The 19,905-nt window shown below is 52.0% G+C and carries 26 protein-coding genes; 17 read left to right on the top strand and 9 right to left on the bottom strand.

Annotation, left to right across the window (positions count from 1 at the left end; translation table 11 throughout):
- Positions 1–57 precede the first annotated feature (57 nt).
- Both NF683_RS00640 and NF683_RS00635 read left to right on the top strand, forming a co-directional pair.
- Positions 58–678, top strand: a complete 621-nt coding sequence (locus tag NF683_RS00640; protein ID WP_089039458.1) for a LysE family translocator — start codon at positions 58–60, stop codon at positions 676–678.
- A 63-nt stretch (positions 679–741) separates the two neighbouring features.
- On the top strand, positions 742–1,494 hold the full coding sequence (locus NF683_RS00635) for a carbon-nitrogen hydrolase family protein (protein ID WP_253921002.1): 753 nt from the start codon (positions 742–744) through the stop codon (positions 1,492–1,494).
- Between the two features lie 60 nt (positions 1,495–1,554).
- Here the strand turns inward: NF683_RS00635 and NF683_RS00630 are convergent, their stop codons facing one another.
- Positions 1,555–2,796: an MFS transporter gene (locus tag NF683_RS00630; protein WP_253921001.1), complete on the bottom strand. Its 1,242-nt coding sequence runs from the start codon at positions 2,794–2,796 to the stop codon at positions 1,555–1,557.
- Positions 2,797–2,908: 112 nt separating this feature from the next.
- Between NF683_RS00630 and NF683_RS00625 the strand changes: the two genes are divergently transcribed.
- Together NF683_RS00625 and NF683_RS21395 are read left to right on the top strand one after the other, a co-directional pair.
- Entirely contained in the window at positions 2,909–3,355 is a 447-nt protein-coding gene (locus NF683_RS00625; RefSeq protein WP_193084918.1) for a winged helix-turn-helix transcriptional regulator, read from the top strand.
- A gap of 121 nt (positions 3,356–3,476) precedes the next feature.
- On the top strand, positions 3,477–3,632 hold the full coding sequence (locus NF683_RS21395) for a helix-turn-helix domain-containing protein (protein WP_226930582.1): 156 nt from the start codon (positions 3,477–3,479) through the stop codon (positions 3,630–3,632).
- Between the two features lie 129 nt (positions 3,633–3,761).
- Here the strand turns inward: NF683_RS21395 and NF683_RS00620 are convergent, their stop codons facing one another.
- Both NF683_RS00620 and NF683_RS00615 read right to left on the bottom strand, forming a co-directional pair.
- Positions 3,762–4,109, bottom strand: coding sequence for an antibiotic biosynthesis monooxygenase family protein (locus tag NF683_RS00620; protein WP_253921000.1), 348 nt, complete (start codon positions 4,107–4,109; stop codon positions 3,762–3,764).
- Positions 4,110–4,169: 60 nt separating this feature from the next.
- Positions 4,170–4,520 (bottom strand): NIPSNAP family protein, encoded by a 351-nt coding sequence (locus tag NF683_RS00615; RefSeq protein WP_253920999.1) that lies wholly within the window; start codon positions 4,518–4,520, stop codon positions 4,170–4,172.
- Positions 4,521–4,595: 75 nt separating this feature from the next.
- On the opposite strand from NF683_RS00615, the gene NF683_RS00610 reads away from it, so the two are divergent.
- The 5 genes from NF683_RS00610 to NF683_RS00590 all read left to right on the top strand — a co-directional run bounded on the left by NF683_RS00610 (position 4,596) and on the right by NF683_RS00590 (position 6,990).
- Positions 4,596–5,336: an ArsR/SmtB family transcription factor gene (locus tag NF683_RS00610; RefSeq protein WP_253920998.1), complete on the top strand. Its 741-nt coding sequence runs from the start codon at positions 4,596–4,598 to the stop codon at positions 5,334–5,336.
- Between the two features lie 110 nt (positions 5,337–5,446).
- Positions 5,447–5,767, top strand: a complete 321-nt coding sequence (locus tag NF683_RS00605) for a hypothetical protein (RefSeq protein ID WP_193068795.1) — start codon at positions 5,447–5,449, stop codon at positions 5,765–5,767.
- A gap of 79 nt (positions 5,768–5,846) precedes the next feature.
- Positions 5,847–6,311 (top strand): YpsA SLOG family protein, encoded by a 465-nt coding sequence (locus NF683_RS00600; protein ID WP_193068796.1) that lies wholly within the window; start codon positions 5,847–5,849, stop codon positions 6,309–6,311.
- Between the two features lie 23 nt (positions 6,312–6,334).
- Positions 6,335–6,694, top strand: coding sequence for a VOC family protein (locus NF683_RS00595; protein ID WP_193068797.1), 360 nt, complete (start codon positions 6,335–6,337; stop codon positions 6,692–6,694).
- A gap of 59 nt (positions 6,695–6,753) precedes the next feature.
- Complete coding sequence (locus tag NF683_RS00590; RefSeq protein WP_193068798.1) at positions 6,754–6,990, top strand: helix-hairpin-helix domain-containing protein; 237 nt, start codon at positions 6,754–6,756, stop codon at positions 6,988–6,990.
- Between the two features lie 59 nt (positions 6,991–7,049).
- Here NF683_RS00590 and NF683_RS00585 read toward each other — a convergent pair whose 3' ends face one another.
- Together NF683_RS00585 and NF683_RS00580 are read right to left on the bottom strand one after the other, a co-directional pair.
- Positions 7,050–7,682 (bottom strand): LysE family translocator, encoded by a 633-nt coding sequence (locus NF683_RS00585; RefSeq protein WP_253920997.1) that lies wholly within the window; start codon positions 7,680–7,682, stop codon positions 7,050–7,052.
- A gap of 42 nt (positions 7,683–7,724) precedes the next feature.
- Positions 7,725–8,555, bottom strand: coding sequence for a helix-turn-helix transcriptional regulator (locus NF683_RS00580; RefSeq protein ID WP_253920996.1), 831 nt, complete (start codon positions 8,553–8,555; stop codon positions 7,725–7,727).
- Between the two features lie 162 nt (positions 8,556–8,717).
- On the opposite strand from NF683_RS00580, the gene NF683_RS00575 reads away from it, so the two are divergent.
- On the top strand, positions 8,718–9,611 hold the full coding sequence (locus NF683_RS00575; RefSeq protein ID WP_253920995.1) for a dihydrodipicolinate synthase family protein: 894 nt from the start codon (positions 8,718–8,720) through the stop codon (positions 9,609–9,611).
- A 65-nt stretch (positions 9,612–9,676) separates the two neighbouring features.
- Here the strand turns inward: NF683_RS00575 and NF683_RS00570 are convergent, their stop codons facing one another.
- On the bottom strand, positions 9,677–10,645 hold the full coding sequence (locus NF683_RS00570) for a zinc-binding metallopeptidase family protein (protein WP_253920994.1): 969 nt from the start codon (positions 10,643–10,645) through the stop codon (positions 9,677–9,679).
- Between the two features lie 140 nt (positions 10,646–10,785).
- Positions 10,786–11,673 (bottom strand): LysR family transcriptional regulator, encoded by an 888-nt coding sequence (locus NF683_RS00565; RefSeq protein ID WP_253920993.1) that lies wholly within the window; start codon positions 11,671–11,673, stop codon positions 10,786–10,788.
- Positions 11,674–11,817: 144 nt separating this feature from the next.
- Between NF683_RS00565 and NF683_RS00560 the strand changes: the two genes are divergently transcribed.
- Together NF683_RS00560 and NF683_RS00555 are read left to right on the top strand one after the other, a co-directional pair.
- On the top strand, positions 11,818–12,951 hold the full coding sequence (locus NF683_RS00560; RefSeq protein ID WP_253920992.1) for an MFS transporter: 1,134 nt from the start codon (positions 11,818–11,820) through the stop codon (positions 12,949–12,951).
- Between the two features lie 211 nt (positions 12,952–13,162).
- Entirely contained in the window at positions 13,163–14,776 is a 1,614-nt protein-coding gene (locus NF683_RS00555) for an ABC-F family ATP-binding cassette domain-containing protein (protein WP_253920991.1), read from the top strand.
- Positions 14,777–14,843: 67 nt separating this feature from the next.
- Here the strand turns inward: NF683_RS00555 and NF683_RS00550 are convergent, their stop codons facing one another.
- On the bottom strand, positions 14,844–15,146 hold the full coding sequence (locus NF683_RS00550) for a helix-turn-helix domain-containing protein (protein ID WP_193067530.1): 303 nt from the start codon (positions 15,144–15,146) through the stop codon (positions 14,844–14,846).
- 10 nt (positions 15,147–15,156) lie between these two features.
- Positions 15,157–15,501 carry a type II toxin-antitoxin system RelE/ParE family toxin gene (locus NF683_RS00545; protein WP_095603866.1) on the bottom strand — a complete coding sequence of 115 codons (345 nt, stop codon included), beginning with the start codon at positions 15,499–15,501 and terminating at the stop codon, positions 15,157–15,159.
- Positions 15,502–15,797: 296 nt separating this feature from the next.
- Between NF683_RS00545 and NF683_RS00540 the strand changes: the two genes are divergently transcribed.
- From NF683_RS00540 to NF683_RS00520, 5 genes are all read left to right on the top strand, one after another.
- The gene (locus NF683_RS00540) at positions 15,798–16,133 is read left to right on the top strand and encodes a zinc ribbon domain-containing protein YjdM (RefSeq protein WP_089039441.1); all 336 of its coding nucleotides are present in this window, start codon (positions 15,798–15,800) and stop codon (positions 16,131–16,133) included.
- Positions 16,134–16,283: 150 nt separating this feature from the next.
- Positions 16,284–16,571: a helix-turn-helix domain-containing protein gene (locus tag NF683_RS00535; protein WP_089039439.1), complete on the top strand. Its 288-nt coding sequence runs from the start codon at positions 16,284–16,286 to the stop codon at positions 16,569–16,571.
- Positions 16,572–17,004: 433 nt separating this feature from the next.
- Positions 17,005–18,429 (top strand): bifunctional diguanylate cyclase/phosphodiesterase, encoded by a 1,425-nt coding sequence (locus NF683_RS00530; protein ID WP_253920990.1) that lies wholly within the window; start codon positions 17,005–17,007, stop codon positions 18,427–18,429.
- A 286-nt stretch (positions 18,430–18,715) separates the two neighbouring features.
- Positions 18,716–19,342, top strand: a complete 627-nt coding sequence (locus NF683_RS00525; protein WP_125750324.1) for a LysE family translocator — start codon at positions 18,716–18,718, stop codon at positions 19,340–19,342.
- 62 nt (positions 19,343–19,404) lie between these two features.
- On the top strand, positions 19,405–19,806 hold the full coding sequence (locus tag NF683_RS00520; protein ID WP_253921916.1) for a PaaI family thioesterase: 402 nt from the start codon (positions 19,405–19,407) through the stop codon (positions 19,804–19,806).
- The last annotated feature ends 99 nt before the right edge of the window (positions 19,807–19,905 follow it).

Raw genomic sequence — 19,905 nt, 5'->3', positions numbered from 1 at the left:
GGATCGATGGTGAAATAATGAGTGGAAGCTCACGCGAGCTACTAGGAACGGGCTTTTATGAACCTGACAACACTGCTGCTTTTTATCCCTGCCTGCTTCGCTCTTAATATGGCGCCTGGCCCTAATAACCTGCTTTCATTAACCAATGCTAAACGCTATGGCGTTCGGGCAGCTTGTTTAGCGGGTATTGGGCGGCTAATAGCATTCGTCGGCATGATTACGCTGGCAGCGACTGGCTTGGCGACGCTGCTTTACACCTCTGAAAAAGTCTTCCTCGTTATTAAGCTGGTTGGTGGCCTCTATTTGTTATGGCTGGCATATCAGCTATGGGGCGCCGACACTACCGCAAGTGATAGCGCTGAAACCCAACGTATGAGCCTATTTGAGCTGGCGCGACAAGAGTTCTTGCTTGCTGCTGGTAACCCCAAAGCCATTCTGATTTTTACCGCTTTCCTACCGCAGTTCGTGGAACCTAGCGGCAATGTAGGTCTGCAGTTTTTGGTGCTAGGTGTGCTGTTTTTACTATTGGAATGGGTAGCGATTGCTGGTTACGCCTATGCAGGTAGCTTTTTGAGCCAGTGGTTTTCTCGACCAGCCATGCGGCGCTTATTTAACCGCGGCTGTGCGGGCCTGTTAGCCAGCGCCGGGGTAGGGCTATTGCTGGCTAAAAAAGGGTGAGTAAGCGTTAAGACTCGCTGTTTAAATACGCTAAATTCCTTTGCTGACTGTGATGAGGCTTGAATGAAAAAGGGCAATACCACCATCGCGTTAGCACAACTCCCGGTAGAAAAAGGCGCAGTGGCCGAGAACCTTGCAACACACCTTACCTACATTCAACACGCCGCTAGGCTTGGGGCTGATGTAGTGGTTTTCCCAGAGCTTTCGCTTACCGGCTACGAGCTTGAGCTACTAGAGCAACTGGCGATGCCCAAAAGTGCAGAGACCTTAAGTACGCTTTCTGCCGCTGCAGTTGCTCATAATATAGTAGTGATAGCAGGTTGCCCGCTGTTGAATGAAAGCAGTAAGCCCCACATAGGCGCTGTTATATGTTTCCCAAGCGGAGCGCGCGATTTCTACGCAAAACAGCACCTGCACGAAGGAGAAGAGGTTTACTGCTCGGCGGGTAATGAAAGCTACCAGTTCACGGTAAATGACACTCGCATAGTCTTGGCGATTTGCGCCGACTTTGCTCACCCCACCCACGCAGAAGTGGCAGCTGCTCAGCAAGCAGATGTGTATATCGCCAGTGCGCTTATATCAGAAGCAGGTTACGAGCCTGATGCACAATTACTCGCCGCTATGGCAAAACGCCATCAGTTCCCAGTACTGCTTGCTAACCACATTTCCAACACAGGGGGCTGGCAAACCTGTGGCAAAAGTGGTGGCTGGAATACAGCGGGTGAGTTAGCGGTTGCTACTAACGGTACCGAACCCAGCTTGGTGTTATGCAATGTTCAGCAAGGCATGCTGAGTGGTGGGGCGGAGGAAGCATGAAAACACGACACCTCAGATGCGCCTGAGCTCAGTCATTCGGGAGATTGAAACACGACGCTCTCAATCTCGTGAAACCTCATCTGGCATATAACGCTGGGTCACGGCCCAGAATACTAGCGCCAATAGGCTTAACATGGCGCCTAAAATACACACTCCTTGCCAACCGAAATGGGCGTAGGTGGTGGTCGTGCTGATGGCTCCTAAGCCGCTACCGATCGAATAGAACAGCATGTACAGGCCTACCAAGCGACTATGCGCCTCAGGTCGGGTATGAAAAATCATGCTCTGGTTAGTGACGTGGAGTGCCTGCCCACCCATATCCAGCAACACGATCCCGATGATCAGCGCCCATAGCGACCATTCCATCAGCGATAGTGGCCACCATGCTAGTAGCAGCAATACCAGAGCAACTGCACTGGTACGCTGGCCGAGTCCTTGATCTGCCCATTTCCCGGCGCGAGCGGCTGCTAGGGCACCTACTACGCCAGCTAAACCAAATGCCCCAATGACCGTATGAGAAAATTCATAGGGCGGTGCGCTAAGTGGCAATACCAGAGCGCTCCAGAAAACGTTGAAGGCAGCGAACATCAGTAGGGCCAGCACACCGCGGATTTGCAGCACCCGTTCTTCCCGCAATAGTTCGAGCATCGAGACAATCAGGTGTGGATAGCTCATGGAACCTGACGCAGCTTCCAACGTTGGTAGTCGACGCCACAGTGGCAGAGCGAGTACCAGCATTATGGCTGCAGAGCACAAGTAGACACCCCGCCAGCCGGCTAGATCGCTTACACCACCAGCGAATATTCGGGCAAGTAGTAAGCCAATAAACACACCGCCTTGCGCTGCGCCGACTACACGTCCCCGTTCATGAGGAGCTGATGCACTAGCTGCATAAGCGATTAACCCTTGTGTCATTGCCGTACCGAGCAGGCCAACACTGAGCATTCCTGCCAGCAGCATAGCGGTGGATTGTGACAGTGCTACAACGATGAGGGCGGCCACCAACGCCAGCAATTGTAACGCCATAAGACGACGGCGGTTAACTCGGTCTCCTAGTGGCACGAGCAGGAGCAAGGCTAAAGCACAGCCGACCTGAGTGGCCGTGACCACACCGCCAACGGCTGCATAACTGATAGCGAAATCTTGGGCTAGAGCATCTAGCAGTGGCTGTGCGTAATAGACGTTCGCGACGCTTAAGCCGCTGGCCGCGGCGAACAGCAACACTAAGCCGCGTGGCATATCTGTTCGGATAGCAGGTGCACTGTCATCACAATGAGATGGCAGTACCGTGGACGCTTTCATAACTACCCTCCAAATAATCTGGTTTCAAAAAAAAACTAGTTGGATGGTAGGTATACTGGTTTTAAAATGCAACTAGATAAAAATTGCCGCAATCGAATGAAAGGCGAATGTCATGTCCCGTCGTAAGTCCATAGATAGTGAAACCTGCCCAGTAGCACGCTCTGTCGATATTGTCGGAGATCGGTGGTCGCTGCTCATCGTACGAGATGCTTTTGACGGCATGAGACGATTTCGTGACTTTCAGCGCAGCCTAGGCATGGCTCGCAACATTCTGGCCGAACGCCTGCATCGATTGGTTGAAGCGGATATCCTGGAAACTCGGCCGGCATCGGATGGCACGGCCTACCAGGAATATGTCTTGACTGCTAAGGGGGAAAGTCTATTTCCTGTGGTGGTTGCTTTACGCCAGTGGGGGGAGCGCTACTTGTTCGCTCGTAGCGAGCAGCACTCCACACTTATCGACAAATCAACGGGGCAGCCTGTGCCCTTAATGGCTCCCCAAGCTGGTGACGGCAATGTGCTGACCCCAGATGCTGCTATGGTTAAAAAGCTGCAGTAATAGCAATCTCGTATTGTGCTGTTTACGACAATTCGTAGCGGTGATCTGCCTGTGGCAGCAGGGGTAGCAAAAAACGAAACGTGCTTTTTCCCCAAGTAGTGATGGTGTCGCTTGTGAGCTTTTGGAGCAAGGTCAAATGAGTCTGGAAAATATCGCGGCTCGGAGTGGCTTCGGTAGTCTTCCTACCATGCGACATCATTTCCGGAAATGCCTAAACACTAGCCCGAGTAGCTACCGTAAAGTGTTTGTCGGGGCTTCTCTCAGCACGGTTGATTGATGCTCGATGTTGGGCGGTATTCATCGCTCCTAACAAGGTCTACACATAAAACGCCCAATACTTGCATTCCACCACACCCGCGCAAAGCTGCGTAGGCGTGGAGAATACAAACGTTGTGGCTACTTCCATTTATGATGAGTGCGCGTGACGCGAATCCTCAGGTGCCTCGAGCCGGTCGTTCATTCCGTAATCTCGGATGATGGAAGCGACACGCAGCCGGTAGTCGGCAAAGATATCTTGTCGACCAGCTTTCTGAGCCGCTCGGTGAGATTCAAGCGAACGCCACTGCTTCACGGCATCTTCATCCCGCCAAAAAGACAGCGACAGCACTTTGCCGGGTTGCGTCAGACTCTCGAAGCGCTCAATCGATAGAAAGCCGTCGATAGCTTCCAAATCTTGGCGTAATGCGCTGGCAGTATCCAAGTAGTCTTGATAACGCTCATTATGTGGAAGCACTTCGAATATCACAGCGATCATGGCAGATTCCTTGTATTCATAAGTTCTTATATTCTCAGATTCTTTATATTCACAGCGTCGTTACGTCGATACGTTCATTACATCGACAGCCTCAATGCCCAAGGTGCCGTCTACCACCTCAACAAAACTGCGCTCCTCTTTGAGGATGAATCGTTGCTCTTGGGCCATTGTGAAGTTCGCGTGTCCTCCTTCATCAGATCTCAGCCGAGCGCGATAGGCCTCATAGGAAGCCAGGCTATCAAAGGCAATGAGGCCCCAGGCAATATTGTTGGTGCCCTCTAAAGGCAGGAAGTAGCCAATAAGATGGCCGCCACACCAGGGGATGATTTTTCCCCAGTTTTCCGCATATTGCTTGAAAGCGTCGCGCTGGAAAGGGTCGATCTCGTAGCGAATGATGCAGGTAACGCTCATCTGATTATCTCCGTTGAAAGGCAACGGAGACGATACCTAATTGCCGCACCCCAATGGTTCGACTAAGATCGAACCATGAATGAAGCCCCTAACATTGTGCGCGTTGCCGCACTGATCGGAGATAACGCTCGGGCGGAAGCGCTCTGTGCCTTAATGTCTGATCGCGCGCTAACGGCGACTGAACTGGCAAATATGGCCGGTGTGACTAAGCAAACCATGAGCTTCCACCTCGGAAAGCTGCGAGAGGAAGGACTGCTCGCGGTCGAAAAGCAGGGGCGCCACCGCTATTTTAGGCTGGCGGGGCCACATGTTGCTGAACTTTTGGAGTCGCTGATGGGCCTCGCTTTCCGAGGCGACGATAAGCATCTGTCCATCGGCCCGCGCGACCCTGCGCTGCGCAAGGCGCGAGTGTGTTACGACCACCTTGCAGGGGAGCTGGGGGTTTTTGTGTACGAGCAGATGCTCGAGACATATATCCTTCAGCAGCTTCCAGGCGGACTACAGCTGACTAAACAGGGGCGGCTGTGGTTCCAGAAACATGGCATCGATGCAGACGCGCTGGCTTCTTCGAAGCGATCATTTTGTCGAGCGTGTTTGGATTGGAGCGAGCGTAGGAATCATCTTGCTGGCGCGCTCGGGGCGGCGCTGCTTGCGCGAATTCAGGCGCTTGGCTGGGCGAAACGGCAGGAAGACTCTCGCGTTATCGTTTTCAGTGCCAAAGGGGAAGCGTCGCTGCGGGCAATGTTCGCAGTGAGCAACATGCCATCCACTCCCGACACCTCACCATTAGAATCCTTCTCGCTTGTTTGTAAATAATGTTCATTTTTCAGTGCTTGTAGCTACTTACTACCGCAGGCATTATCAGCGCTCGTGATTGCTGGCCGAAGGCGGCAACCATAAGGATTTCGTCGCACTGGGGGGAAGTAATGGGGAAGCTCTTTTCACTGATCGTACTACTGGCAATTGGCTACGTGGGCATCTATATCTATTACGGTGTCGCAGTAAAACAAGAAGTGCAGCAGCAATTGGATGATCGCGGTCTGTCTTCGGTGAGTGTTGATAGCGTTGAGTATGGTCTATTCGCGCCGATTAACACCTCTGCAGAACTGACAGTAACCGTTACTTACCGCGGTTCTCAGGCAGCAGTGAACATGGTGGTGCAAGGGCACCCGGTGTTTTCAGACGACGTTAGCGTTGAGTTCGATGGTCTTCAAGCACTGAGCTTGGGGATAGGCTTCGGGCAGTAGGTTTTACAACGTCCGCTTTCACTTACAACACCGCGTGGCAAACGCGTTTGCCGCTCGATCAGAGACACGTGGCTAATTTATGCTTTCCAAAATTATGAGTGGCGGCCAAACGGGCGCTGATAGGGCGGCTCTCGATGCTGCCTTAACATTAGAATTTCCCATTGGTGGAACGTGTCCGGTGGGCAGAATGGCCGAAGATGGGCCAATGAGCAGTATCTATACCCTCGAAGAGGTCAGCGGTGATTACCGTCAGCGCAACCATCAAAATGTACAGAACGCGGATGGCACCGCTATCTTCTATGCGTCTTATCTTCAAGGGGGAACAGAAGCCACTGCACTTTTCTGTATTCAGCAATCAAAACCCTACAAGCTAATTGATATTGAGCTGATAGACCCACTGCACGCGGCGATGTTGCTGGCCGACTTTGTGCATGATCGCAACATTAGCGTCTTAAACGTGGCAGGCCCCAGAGCCAGCACTTGCCCGGTAATGTACGCGTACGTTAAGCAAGCGATTGAACTGGTTATTAAGCAGTCACGCTAGACTAAGTTTAAAGGAACAAACCTATGCATCTGCATGAAAAGCTTAATTACGTCGAGTTTGCAGCGAAAGATTTAGCGGCGACAAAAACGTTTTTCACGGCGGTGTTCGGCTGGGAATTCGTCGATTACGGCCCTGAATACAGCGCGTTTTCCAACCAGGGATTAGATGGCGGCTTTTATCATTCAGATGCCTGCAGTCGAACCGCTAATGGCGGCGCACTGCTGGTTTTCTATAGCGCGGATATTAACGCAACGCTCGAAAAGGTAGAGCAAAGCGGCGGTGACGTCATTCAGCCTATTTTCGAATTCCCAGGCGGCTTTCGCTTTCACTTCCTAGAACCCAGTGGCAATGAGTTTGCGGTTTGGTCAGAGGCGCGCACTTAAAACGCGAACGTCCCAGAGGTCTTTTAAACCCAGAGATCTTGTTAAAGAGGAGTATATGAGTGGCCTTTTCTGATGCAGAAAGAGATGCGCTTTTGAGTGTCAAAGGTGTTGGCCCTACCGTCCTCAAGCGTTTTGAAGAGATTGGTATCGACTCATTTGCTGAGCTGGCCGCCCGCCAAGTTGATGAGATAGCAGAAATGGTGGCCGCCATGCTGCACACCACCTGCTGGAAAAATAGCCCGCAGGCAAAGTCAGCTATTTCTGCCGCTATTGCCAGAGCGCAAGAGGGTGTGTGACACACTGCAAATGTAGCGAGCAATCAATGGTTAGAATGCTCGCTACCTGTGTCATCAGGCTAGCTAGCGTTAAGCGGCAGCCAAACATGCTCATAGCCAATCGATAACGCCACGGCGACCAGCAGCCCCGCCATTACCCAGTTGAAGCCCTGAATGATCCCTGCGCTTTGAATGCGCTGGCCAACCAAACTGCCCATCAAGACATAACTGCCGGGTGCGCCAGCGGCTAATATTGCCAGCCCGAATGCCCAAACCACCAAGCTAATCCCCTCAATACCCGCCGCAGGAAATTGCAGTGTGGCAAGGGGGAGGGTGGCAATAATGGCTTTTGGGTTAAGCAGTTGCATCACCAGCCCATCGCGAAAACGCAGCAGATGTACGGTGTGGTCATGGTTGTTTAACTGGGTGTTTAAGTCGCTACTTAAATCAGCGCTTGAACGGGCAATTTTTATTGCGAGATAAACAATATAGCTACACCCCAACGCACTCACGACGATCAGTGCTTCATCGTCGATCCAAGCGGCACCTGCCCAGCCCAATAGTAATAAGTAAGTAAACATCGCGGTGCCTACTCCCAGACAAAAACCGAGCGACTTTTTGGCTTGGCCATTGATGCCAACGTTTAAGCCCAGCAGATTCACAGGCCCAGGCGTATACATAGCGCCCAGGGCATAGGCGACGATTCCTAGCATGGTAAAGCCTCGTTTGTTTAATGGCGGTTCTAAAACTGGGGATTAACGCGCGATATCGCGTTGGTATTGGTGGGGTGTCATGCCATAAATGCGCTTAAAGCGCCGATTAAAATGGCTAAGGTCGGCAAAGCCAAAGCGTAGCGCCACTTCGTTAAGTGGGGCACCAGCGTCTAGTGCAGTACGCGCCGCATTGATTCGGCAATTAATCACGTACTGATGGGGGGTAATGCCGTAATGCTGGCGAAACAGGCGCAAGAAATGGTACTTGGATAAATGCGCTGCCTGGCAAATATCATCCAGCGAAATATCGCTTTCCAAGTGGGCGTGGATATACTCCTTAGCCAGACCTAGCAGGGCATCAGGTCGACTTGTGATTGGGTTGGGTTGTGAAATGCCGCCGAGTTGAACGGTTCTCTCGATAACCCGATAAAGCGCATTTTCCTGATCAATACAGCTACCTGCTTGGGAGGTGACCAAGCGCGCCAGTTCCAAAATGGCATGGCGCAGTTGCACATCCTGAATCAGCGTTTGGTTGGAACGAAAATCCGTGGCATGTTCGCGCCCAAGCGCATCAGCGAACAGCGGCTTGATCTGTTCTGGATGGGCATAAACCATCAGGTAGTCCAGTGCATGCTCACCGCCTGGTTGGCCATCGTGAACCTCCTCAGGGTTGAACAGAATCACATTGCCCGGCGGGCTTTTGTGGAACTGCCCGCCGCTAAAAAAATCCTGACGCCCGGCCAGCGTTACGCCGAAGGCAAACTCCTCATGGGCATGACGGTCATAGCTGAAATCTTCAATTGCCGCCTGAAGCACCGTCAGTGTTGGCACATGCTGACTTTTGATGAATTGAAACCGGCTTGTATTTGCCATGCCAAACCCTCCTGATAAGTCACACCACCTAGCTTATGCGCTCCTGGATATCAAATGCTTGTACATAATTGCTAACTAACCTTGAGAGACTCGCTAGCCTCATCATGCAGCATCACGTATGTTAATAGTCTCTTAACTGTCATCGTAAAAGGATCATTCACCATGTTCACTGGTTTGAGCGCTTTTCCGCTAACCCCCATGAACGAGCAGGGCATACATGAGCATGAGTTTGCTCGTTTAGTGGAACGCCTGGTGGAAGCGCGGGTGGATTCTATCGGCGTGCTGGGGTCGACGGGCAGCTACGCTTATTTAAGTGGTGAAGAGCGCGCCCGCGTAGCCAAGCTATGCGTTGAGCATGCCGCCAGCGTGCCAGTGGTGGTAGGCATAGGTTCGCTCCGCACCCGTGATGTACTGGCCAATGCAGAAAGCGCCCAGCAAGCAGGCGCTAGTGGCGTGCTGTTGGCGCCAGTTTCCTATCAAAAGCTGACCGAGGATGAGGTATTTGGCCTTTTCGAGATGGTTTGTCGTTCGCTGAGTGTGCCGCTATGTGTCTATGACAACCCAGGCACTACGCACTTTGAATTCAGTGATGAACTGCATGGTCGCATCGCTCAACTGCCCCAGGTTCGCTCGATTAAAATTCCTCCAGTGCAGAATGATATCGCCGCCGCACAGGCGCGCGTAGCACGGCTGCGGGGATTAATTCCCAGCGACGTAACCATCGGCATTAGCGGCGACCCAGCGGCCGCCACGGGCATGCTGGCTGGCTGCGATGCCTGGTACTCGGTGATTGGTGGGCTATACCCTGAAACTGCGCTGGCGCTAACCCGTGCCGCCCAAGCAGGAGACGCAAAAGACGCCAACGCGCTTTCCGCTGCGCTTGAACCGTTATGGGCGCTCTACCGCGACTTCGGCGGCAGCTTGCGGGTAGTTGCTACTATTGCAGAACTTACCGGAACAGTAAGCCAACCCTGTTTGCCCCAGCCGCTACAAACGCTGCAAGGCGATGCGCGGAAAAGGGTGGCGGCGGCGATTGACACTATGCAACTAAGCTAACGCGTTTATCGATGGTAGGCCCTGGCTAAAGCGCTGGCTTCCCCAGGGCCTGTTGCAGATGCGAATTAAAGCCCTTGAGCACCGCGCCGCAGCCAATTATGCACGAAGGCTAGCTTGCGCATCGCTGCGTCGGAAAGCACAAACGGATAAAGATCCGAAAGTCCCATTGAGCGGTTTACATGATTAACCCCGGCGACTAATGATGCCGCGATATGAATCAAGCGCTCAGCGTCCGGTTCGGCGTAAGCATCCCAACCATAGGTGTTGGGCAAGGCTGGAGAGGTCATGCCCGCCGACACAAAACTATCGGTGATATCGGTCAGGTGCAGCAGGTGCGAGGTGGTTTCCGCCCAATCCTCATGAGGGTGGGAGGACGCATAGGTAGACAGAAACCGCTGCCGCCAATCCACGGGTGGGCCATTGTGATAATAGTGCTGCAACGCTGCTGGATAATCCTCGCGCTCATCGCCAAACATCTCACGAAACGCATCAAGAAAGTCATCCCGTAAGCTCAGCCGCCACCACAGCATATGGGCGATTTCATGGCGCATATGGCCAATCATCGTGCGGTAAGGCTCTGCCAATGCCTCTTTGCGAGTTGTGCGTAACACTGCATCAGCTTCTGCGACACTGATGGTAACCACACCGCCCACATGGCCCATGGGCACCGGCGTTCCCCCTTCGGCCAGCATATGAAACACGGGTGGCGCGCCAGGGTCTTCCGGGCGAAACCAGTTCCAACGGCCAAGGTTGTCGATTACCCAGCGTTTAGCTGCCTCCGTTTGCGCCCAATTGGGCATGGCATCTGAAATGGAAGGGGCGGGTGCTAGGGCCGTCATCGCGCAGGCGCGGCAGAATTCACCTTGCTTAGGCGCAATCCAGTTGCAACCAATGACTTCGCGGTTGGCGCAGAAGGGCGGCATCGGCAGAAAGGCACGCGCTTGCGGGTCGTAAGCCACAGGCACACCGTCTGCGGTCACCAAATTATCAAACCAGAGTGAACCGGCACCGACCGGATTAGAAAACACACGCATAGGTCGGGTATCTCAAAAGAAACGAGACTTCAGTCTAGGAGCCAATGCCGCGATAAGCCAAACACATCTACCTTAATTTCTGTGTGGTTGGGCAAAAGCAGCGCAAGTGTTGGGGCTTGCTATCACGCCATTCTCCAAGCTTATGAAGGAGGCGCTTCAACGAGATTCCTAAGCTGCTCACTCAGAGGGTTGTCTTTCTTGTAGGCTAACAGTAGCGGCGGGGAAGAGCCCCCGTCGGCAAGCGGTATGGCTACCAGCCCGTGAGCCATCGACGCGGCGCTGGCGGGCAGGATGGTAATGCCAATACCGGCGCCAACGAAGCACAGCATACTGCCGATATCGGGCACTTCCACAACATGGCTGAGAGAAACCCCTGCTTTATCGGCCAATGTCTCCAGTTGGCGCCTCAGAAATGTTCTTTGCGTAGCGGGTTGTAATAAAAGCCGCTCGCTGGCTATTTCGCTAAAATCGATGGAAGGCTTTGCCTGCAGCCGATGGCCTGGGGGGAGTAACACGAGCAGCGGTTCATCTCCCAGCCTGGAAACCGATAAACCCGCTAGAGCGTTCTCGTCCAGATCGGCTCGTAGTACCGCAGCGTCAAGCTTACCCGCTTTCAGCGATGCGATATGTAAGAGGGCATTCCCTTCGCACAGCTGCAGTTCGATCAGCGGGCGCTCGGTGAGCAGTTTAGCCAGGGCAGAGGTGAGGGGTTTAGAGAAAATCGCGCTGGCCGAATAACCAAGGCGCAGCGTACCGATTTCACCCTGGGCTGCCTGCCTGGCAACGCTGATGCCTCGCTGTGCAGCACTGAGTATCTCCAAGCTTTCACCAAGAAAGACCTCGCCTGCTTTGGTGAGATGCACGCCTCGGGTATTGCGCTCAAACAGCTTCACACCCACGGTTTCTTCTAATGATTTAATGCTCTGGCTCAGCGGTGGCTGGGTAATATGCAATCGCTCAGCAGCGCGCCTGAAGTTAAGCTCCTCAGCAACGGCAACAAAGTGCTTAATCTGTTTCAGTTCGACCATCTCGTCGCTCCTCCGGTGACCACAACATACGCTGATTTCTGATGCTGCACTCTGTCGAAACAGCTATCACTGCGATACCGATTCCGACCTTCATTCGAGCCTTGAGCGTACGTATGGTAATGCCTGTCTAAACAGGAATAAGCCATGCGTACGGCCTTAATAATTGGATCGCTCGGCGCTTTTTTTAATTTGTACCAGCTTCAGGCGCTGTTTCCAGCGTTAGTCGAGCGCTTCGGAACAACGGCCACTGGCGCTGGCTGGTTAACGATGGCCTCGTTGCTAGGAATGATGGTTACCGCGCCACTGACTGGCGCTGCGACAAAACACGCCAACCCTTCGACCTTATTGATAGCTGGCTTTTTCACATTGGCCGCGATTAACGCCTCAATGGCATGTACGACTAGCCAAGACGTGCTTTTTGTACTGCGGCTAGGCCAAGGCATTGTCATTCCCTTTCTATTAACCGCAACGATGAATTTGGTCTCTCAGCGGCCAAGCAGCTTCGTGCCGCTGTACGTGACCGGCACCATAGTTGGCAGCACACTCAGCCGGTTTTACCCTGCTTGGTCGGTTGGTGCCATGGGTTGGGAACTGGGGTTCTTAAGCTCTGCAAGCCTAATGGTGCTGTCTGCGGTGGCGATTTGTCTTCTTCCGAAAACAACTGGCGCTGAACCAATGCAGCGTACTGAACGGCATCAAACGTCGGTGGCATATACAAGGCGCGCGCTTGCTGACAATACGCTGCTCATTGCCTATCTCGCGGGTTTCGCGCTGCTCTTCACGCAAAGCGCGGTGTTTACGGCACTGGGTCTATGGCTTGCCCAAGAACCTTATCATTGGGATTCACAGCAGATCGGCACGATTTATCTGGCGTGTCTGCCGGCACTTGTCTGCGTGCTCACTGCCAGCGTATTGCGGCGCTACCTAAGCGAAGTAGCGATTGCCATAGCACTCATAGCGTTAATCTGGGCATCGCTGTGGCTGATTAGCACAACACGCCTGTCTATCATGCTGAGCGTGGCGCTGTTTGCCATAGGAACTTATCTGTTCCAAACAGTGACGACCCAGTTATTAAGCAGTACGCGCCGCGTACCCGCCGGTGTTGCCGCTGGCATATACCTCTCTTGCTACTATTTAGGCGGCGCAATGGGCGCAAGCCTTGCGGCGTATGCCTTTGCGATATGGGCCTGGAAAGGAGTAATTACCAGTATAGCGATAGCCCAGGCAGTTATCTTTTGCCTAGTCATCGGCACCCGGCATTGCGCTAAAAAGCGCTGAGCGAAAATCTTCCTAACAGCTCATAGCTAGCGAGTGTTATTTGTATTATGGTTTAAATCCTCCCACGTTTAGCAGAGGTATTTGTCCAATGAACCATTGATGCCGCCGTTGCAATAACGGCCAGTCTCCATCCCCCCAGTAGCAAGGATCGTCTTTGAAATGGTTCTTGGGAGGGTTCTAGAGAGAGTTCTTGGCATCGTTGGAATCACACATGACAAATACCTATCTCACCTTAAAAGGTGTTTCCTACGTTCTGTCGGATGGCAGAACGCTTTTCACTGATCTTCACGAGCAGTTCGATAACCGCCCAACCGGGTTGGTGGGGCGTAATGGTGTCGGCAAAACAGTCCTAGCCCAAATCCTCGCGGGCCTAGTGCAGCCAACCACTGGCCATTGTCAGCGCCCCGGCAGCGTCCATTACCTTGCCCAGCAGGTGGCGCAGCCGCAGGGCGCTTGTGTCGCTGATCTTGCCGGTGTTCGAACAACGCTGGATGCGCTGGCACGCATTGAGGCGGGCAGCACAGCGCCGGAGGATTTTGAGACAGTCGAGGATCGTTGGGATATGCCCCAGCGATTCCGCCATGAACTCGAACGCAATGGCCTGGGCTATCTTGAAGCCAGCACACCAGCGAACACACTGAGCGGCGGCGAAGCCATGCGCGTGGCCTTAATGGGTGCAATGCTCTCGAATGCCGATTGCCTGATTCTTGATGAGCCAAGCAACCATCTCGACCGACCCAATCGGCAGGCACTCATCGAACAGCTGCGGCGCTGGCCGCGTGGGCTGATAGTGGTTAGCCATGACCGACAACTGCTGGAAGCCATGGAGCGTATCGTGGAACTGTCGCCCTTAGGGCTGCACAGCTACGGTGGCAACTACACGTTCTATGCTCAAGCCAAAGCGCACGAGCAGCAGGCTGCCCTTGATCAGCTCAGCCAGCGAAAGCTCGAACGCCAACGCGAAGAGCGCGCGATGCGCAAGCAGCGTGAACGTCAGGAGAAACGCCAGGCTCGCGGCAACCGACTGGGCAAGGAGGCCAACCAGGCTAAGATCCTGTTAGATCGCCAGAAAGAGCGCAGCGAAACCTCGGCGGGCGCGCTGCGCCAAAAGCAGGCGGCCAGTCAGGCGCAGCTGAATCAACGTGTGCGTGACGCCGCAAAGCAGGTTGAAAACGAGCGACAAATCAACCTGCATGAAATACCCGTTACCCAAGCCGCCAAGCGCTGTTTGGCGGAGTTAGAAAGGGTTGAGCTACCGTTCGTTATGGGCGCTACTCGGCACATTAATCTAATGCTGAAAGGGCAGCAGCGACTAGGCATCGTCGGCCCGAATGGCTGTGGTAAATCCACGCTGCTCCGCGTGCTGGCGGGCCAGATTGAGCCCTTGTCAGGAGCCTGCAACATAACGCCTGAAAGCGCCTATCTCGACCAGCAACTGGGGAATTTAGACCCAGCAAAGACGTTGCTTGCACAACAGCAGCAAGCCAACCGAACCGCGAGTGAAGGGGGCCTGCGCATGCGGCTTGCCCAGCTAGGTCTGGACGCGCAAAAAATCACCACGCCCAGTGGGCGGCTAAGCGGTGGCGAGCGCCTGAAAGGCGCACTGGCCTGCATCCTCTACGCCGATTGCCCACCGCAACTACTGCTACTGGACGAGCCAAATAACCATCTTGACCTGCCTTCAGCACAAGCACTGGAAACCATGCTGCGCAGTTACCAAGGCGCGTTAGTGGTGGTATCCCACGACGATGCCTTTCTGGAAAACCTAGCGCTAACAGACCGCCTGCTAGCAACCGAGCAAGGCTGGCAATTGGAGCCGGTTTGATCTAAGTATTCGAGGTGTGATGCATTACTAAAAAACGGCGTAAGTCTAAACAGCTTGTTGGGGACAGCTATACAGGGAAGCCATGATGACTTCCATCGGGAAGTTCTATATCGACACGGACTCGGCCGCCTAGCGCTTCGACGTAGCGTTTGAGTGAACTAAGGCGCATATCCTGGCCAACTTTCTCAAGTCCTGCGACGGTGGGTTGTTTTACTCCCATCGCAATAGCTATGTCTGCTTGGGTTTTCTCCGCTAGCTGACGAATTTCGGCAAGCCTGATCTCGAATAACATATCGTTGGCTTTCGCCTCAGCTGCCGCAACGATCTCTGGCTTTTCTTTTGCTAACAAGTCTTCCAGTTTGCGTGCCATGGTTACCACCTCACTTTAGTGTTTCCAGGTGAGCCGTATATTCTTTATCGGCGACTGGAATCATCTCATTATAGAAGCGCTTGTCATTTCCACCTTTATCGCCTGCGCATAGCAAGATGCCTGTGCGACGTGGATCAAACGCAAAAAATACTCTGATAGGACGTCCCTGGCACTGAACACGCAATTCCTTCATGTTGGAATGCTGCGAGCCGTTTACAGTGTCAGCGTGCGGCCTTGAAAGCATCGGGCCTCGTTCACGTAGAAGAAGTACAGAAGCCAGAACGTTCTCACGTTCAATTTCTTCCAATGAGAAGAACCACGCTTCAAATGTGTCTGTTTGCTCGATAGACCACATGGAGACCTCTTTTGTTTATAGGTTTTATCCTATATAGGCTATGCCCTATTATCAAGAGATTTTCTCAAACTAGGAAGAGGGCAAAACAGCTAATCAAATTATGCCTATCTTCAGGTAGCCAACCCATCATCCCCAACTATAAAAACGCCCCGTAGGAGGTGGCTTTAGCCCGCGACGATTCAAACACTGAGCCATCAACAGGCACCGCTTCCCAGTGAACCTGCCTGTGTGCATTCGCCAAGGCTGCAAAGGCTCAGTATCATAAGCAGCCAATCCAACCACAGAAGTTTCCTCCCATGTCATGCCCACCTTGCCCCAATTGCCAATCTGAATTCGTCTACCAGGATCAAAGCCTGTTTATTTGCCCGGAATGCGCCCACGAATGGAACCCTTCCGAGGTTGAAGCGGAAGATACCGTCACGGTGAAAGATGCCAATGGCAGCCTGCTTGCTGAAGGCGACAAGGTAACGCTTATCAAAGACCTCAAGGTCAAAGGCAGCTCAATCGTGCTTAAGATTGGCACCAAGGCGGTCATTAAGCGGCTCAAAGAGGGCAAAGACCACCAGCTCGACTGCAAGGTCGATGGCGCTGGCGACATGATGGTCACCGCCCAGTTTGTCAAAAAAGCCTGAATAGATGGCAATTTGTGTTAGCACAAAGCGTTCTGACCAACTTGATGAAAGCATCCGATCACGAGATATGGATGCTCACGCTGTACAGTAAAACGGAGCGTGCCAGTATTCCTGGGCACATGCTCAAGCAAATAGCGGAGGCAATCAAAAATGGTTGATAGAAACCTTGGGGCAGAGATTCTAGACGGTATCAATGAGATCAAACAGTTCAAGAAAGGCAAAGTAGCTCTGCGAACTCATGAGTTAGCAGAGCCCTCACCCCCTCAAATAATTCGGCATAAACTGAACCTATCGCAATCAGCCTTTGCAGGTCTTCTTGGGGTCAGCATACGTACACTTCAGGACTGGGAACAAGGCCGCAGAGAGCCTCAAGGCCCGGCAGTTGCTCTGTTGCGAATTGCTGAGCAACACCCTGAAGTCTTTGAGCAACTTCACTAAATAAAACAATGTGTTTTGCTAAGGGCGCCCTGATGCTCGCCATCACCAAAGGTTTGAAAGCCGTGAAAGTGGCTACCTGCCATGCCACAGCTTATTAGCATCGATTAGCCTGCTAATGGGAATTGCCGTTTTGAATGCTACCGCTTGTCTGAGTCACCCTCACTCGCCTAGAGAGCTATCATGGAGGTCAGACTCAACATGCAGGAGCAGATCATAAAAGGTACTGTGAGATGGCTATCCATGGGTAGCCATTTAAAATGCGAGGCGATATGAGGTGTCAGGTGTTTGAGTACATCGTGGAGTACAACAAACAACGGCGGCACAGTGCTAACGGGATATGATCAGCCCAGAGACTTTCGAAGCCCGAATGATCGCTTAAATCAGTGTCAACTATTGCTGGATAAAGTCGCATGGTTTCATGAAAGGTGTGTCTATGAAAGACGATAAGCTAGGAGAAACGACTAAAGCTTTAGTTGATGGCGGCGGCGTAAATTCGATTTCACCATCACTCTTCACCGAAGTATTCGACGCTTTTGAAGAAGCCGTTGTCATTACCGACGCAAGTCGTCGTATGGTTTATGTGAATTCTGCGACAGAGCGGCTGTTTGGATACTCAAAGAACGCGCTGTATGGTGAAGAGGCAAAAATACTGTACGCCGATGAAAACGATTTTTTCGAACAAGGTCGGATACGTTTTAATACTTCTAGCAAAATAGCTGCGGAGAACTACAGAGTTGCATATCGGCGCTCGGATGGAGAGCAGTTTTTTGGCCTGACGACGGGGGCAGTTATGCGGGCTAAGGATGGGACAGTAACCGGATTTATTGGTATTGTCCGCCCAGCTCGCTCAACAGATCAATCTTTGGATACCCTACAAAAGATCCAAAACATAACTTCAGATGTCGCGCTGAGCCAGAGTAATAAAATAGAACGATTGCTTCGGGTTGGCCTGGACCATTTTGGTCTCGAAAAAGCGATTGTTTCTCGTATTGTGGGAAGCCAATACACCATCGAATACTGCGTTGATCTCAAAGGAGAGCTGGAACCATTAACAACGTTTGACTTATCGGGAACTTATTGTGTTCACACGTTAAGTGCGGGTAAGTCGGTCGGTTTTCATTTCGTGGCGAAAAGTGAAATTCAAAACCATCCATGCTACGCAAACTTCAAATTGGAGTCGTATATAGGAGCTCCGATATGGTTGTCTGGCCAGCTATATGGAACTATTAATTTTTCTAGCCCTTCTCCGGTTGAGCCATTTTGCAAGGATGATCATATTCTTGTTGCGTTGCTTTCAGATACTGTTAGTTATCTCCTGTATAAGAAGCAGTCTGAGGAGGAAATGAAACGCCTGGCAAGCATTGATGGATTGACTGGTTTGCCAAATCGACGCGCAACAATGGAGCGCCTGAGTGAACTAGTAAACCAAGCATCACGGTTTGGTAATAGTTTCAGTGTTCTTTCGATAGATATTGATTATTTCAAAAAGATTAATGATAAATGGGGGCATGCTGCAGGTGATTTAGCATTGACTGAATTTGCTCGTTTAGCATCGGAGGTAGGGCGCAAAACTGATTTTTGTGGCCGTATAGGAGGGGAAGAATTTGTCTTTTTCCTACCCGGTGCAAACTTGGAAGCCAGCCAGAAATTGGGCAATAATCTGAGAAAGCGTTTAGCGGTTTCGCCGGTCGATTTTGGCAGCGGAGAGTCTACTACGCTAAGCATAAGTGTTGGGGTCGCCATGTTGGAAAATGGAGAGTCTCCCGAAAGCTTATTGGCTCGTGCTGATGAGGCTATGTACAAAGCCAAGCAAGACGGTAGAGATCGTGTGTACCTTGCATCTCATGCAACCCGTTAAGATACTCGTAAGCTTGCGCTACTCCATGCAAAAGCTTGCTTCAAGGCAAAAGTAAAGCTGCCTCACGGCTGACGTTTGTGCGAAACAGCGGCGACAGATGAAGACTTATGGTTTTGTAGCGCGTGGTAAGTCTCCGGCGCACCCGCGAGGAGGGCAGCAGTAGGCTAATAGTTAATAGAGTTCTCTGCTATATAACTCAACGAACCTAACAATAGCGTTGTTAACCACCACCTGAACAGGAAGTCCCGCTGGCGATGACGTTCGGTTACAGGTAGAAGGAGATGACATGTTTCCATTAGAAGTGTTGGCTACATATACACTGGCGTGTCTGCTGTTAGTGATTTCCCCTGGGCCAGATAACATGCTGGCGATAGGACGAGGTTTAAGCCAGGGTAGATTGGCCGCAACCGTTTCTGGCTTGTCGTCTGGAATGGGAATTCTATTTCACGTGCTAGCGGCGACATTTGGGCTGACTCTTTTAATTCAAACGTCCGAGCTGGCGTTCTATGTGGTCAAGATTATTGGTGCGGGCTATCTCATTTGGTTAGGCGTTAAAGTTCTTCGCTCTCGAAATCTATTTTCCTTAGAGCCTGCAAAAAAACAGTCTTTAAAAACGATATTCTCAACGGGCTTCCTTTCAGCGGCACTCAACCCTAAGCCGGGTATGTTTGTGCTCGCGTTTGTCCCTCAGTTTGTAAACCCCAATTTGGGCTCTGTGACCTGGCAAATGATTGGCTATGGAGTTTGGTTTGCGGCTTTAACAGCGCTAGGTTTCAGCCTTATGGGCGTGTTTTCATCTAGGTTATCGGAATGGCTGAGAAGCAAACCCAAATTGGTTTCTGGGTTAAATATTGGAGCAGGCGTTACGTTTGTATCATCGGGTCTGGCTGTGGCGTTCATGAAGCAGAGGTAAAAACGCTGTCTAATAGTTGTTAGATCTCCAGAGTACGGGGAAGGAGCTGAACATTGAGCGATATGTTAGAGAAAGGAAGAGAGATACTGTCACAACAGTCTTTCAGCTTGCTGTTGGGAACAAAGTTGGAAGCTTTTGAGGCCAGAAGTGCTGAGTTGAGCCTTGAGATTAGAGATGATCTCAAGCAAAACAATGGTTTTGCGCATGGTGGTGTCGTTAGCTACTTGGCGGATAATTGTATTACCTTTGCCGGAGCGTCAGTGTTAGGAAGCTGTGTCACGTCAGAGTACAAAGTAAACTATGTGAGACCCGCGATCGGCGATAAATTGATCGCTAGGTCAACGGTCTTATATTCTGGAAAACGGCAAGCGACCTGTGAGTGTAAGGTCTTCGCTCAAGCAGATGGTGAGGAAAAACTGGTAGCCGTTTCTCTTGGCACGATTAGCAGGATTGCTGCATCGTAATCTAACCAAGCGCTGTGGCGGACTGCTGTTACTGGGTGGCCTGTTTTACATCTATGTGAAGTGGCTGCTGACAGCGCTGTCGTCCTACCAGCTTTCCCT

The organism is Halomonas sp. MS1 (genome assembly GCF_024182575.1).
GTDB lineage: Bacteria > Pseudomonadota > Gammaproteobacteria > Pseudomonadales > Halomonadaceae > Vreelandella.
Note: the sequence above shows the minus strand (reverse complement) of the source record. Positions and strands in the feature narration are given on the sequence as shown.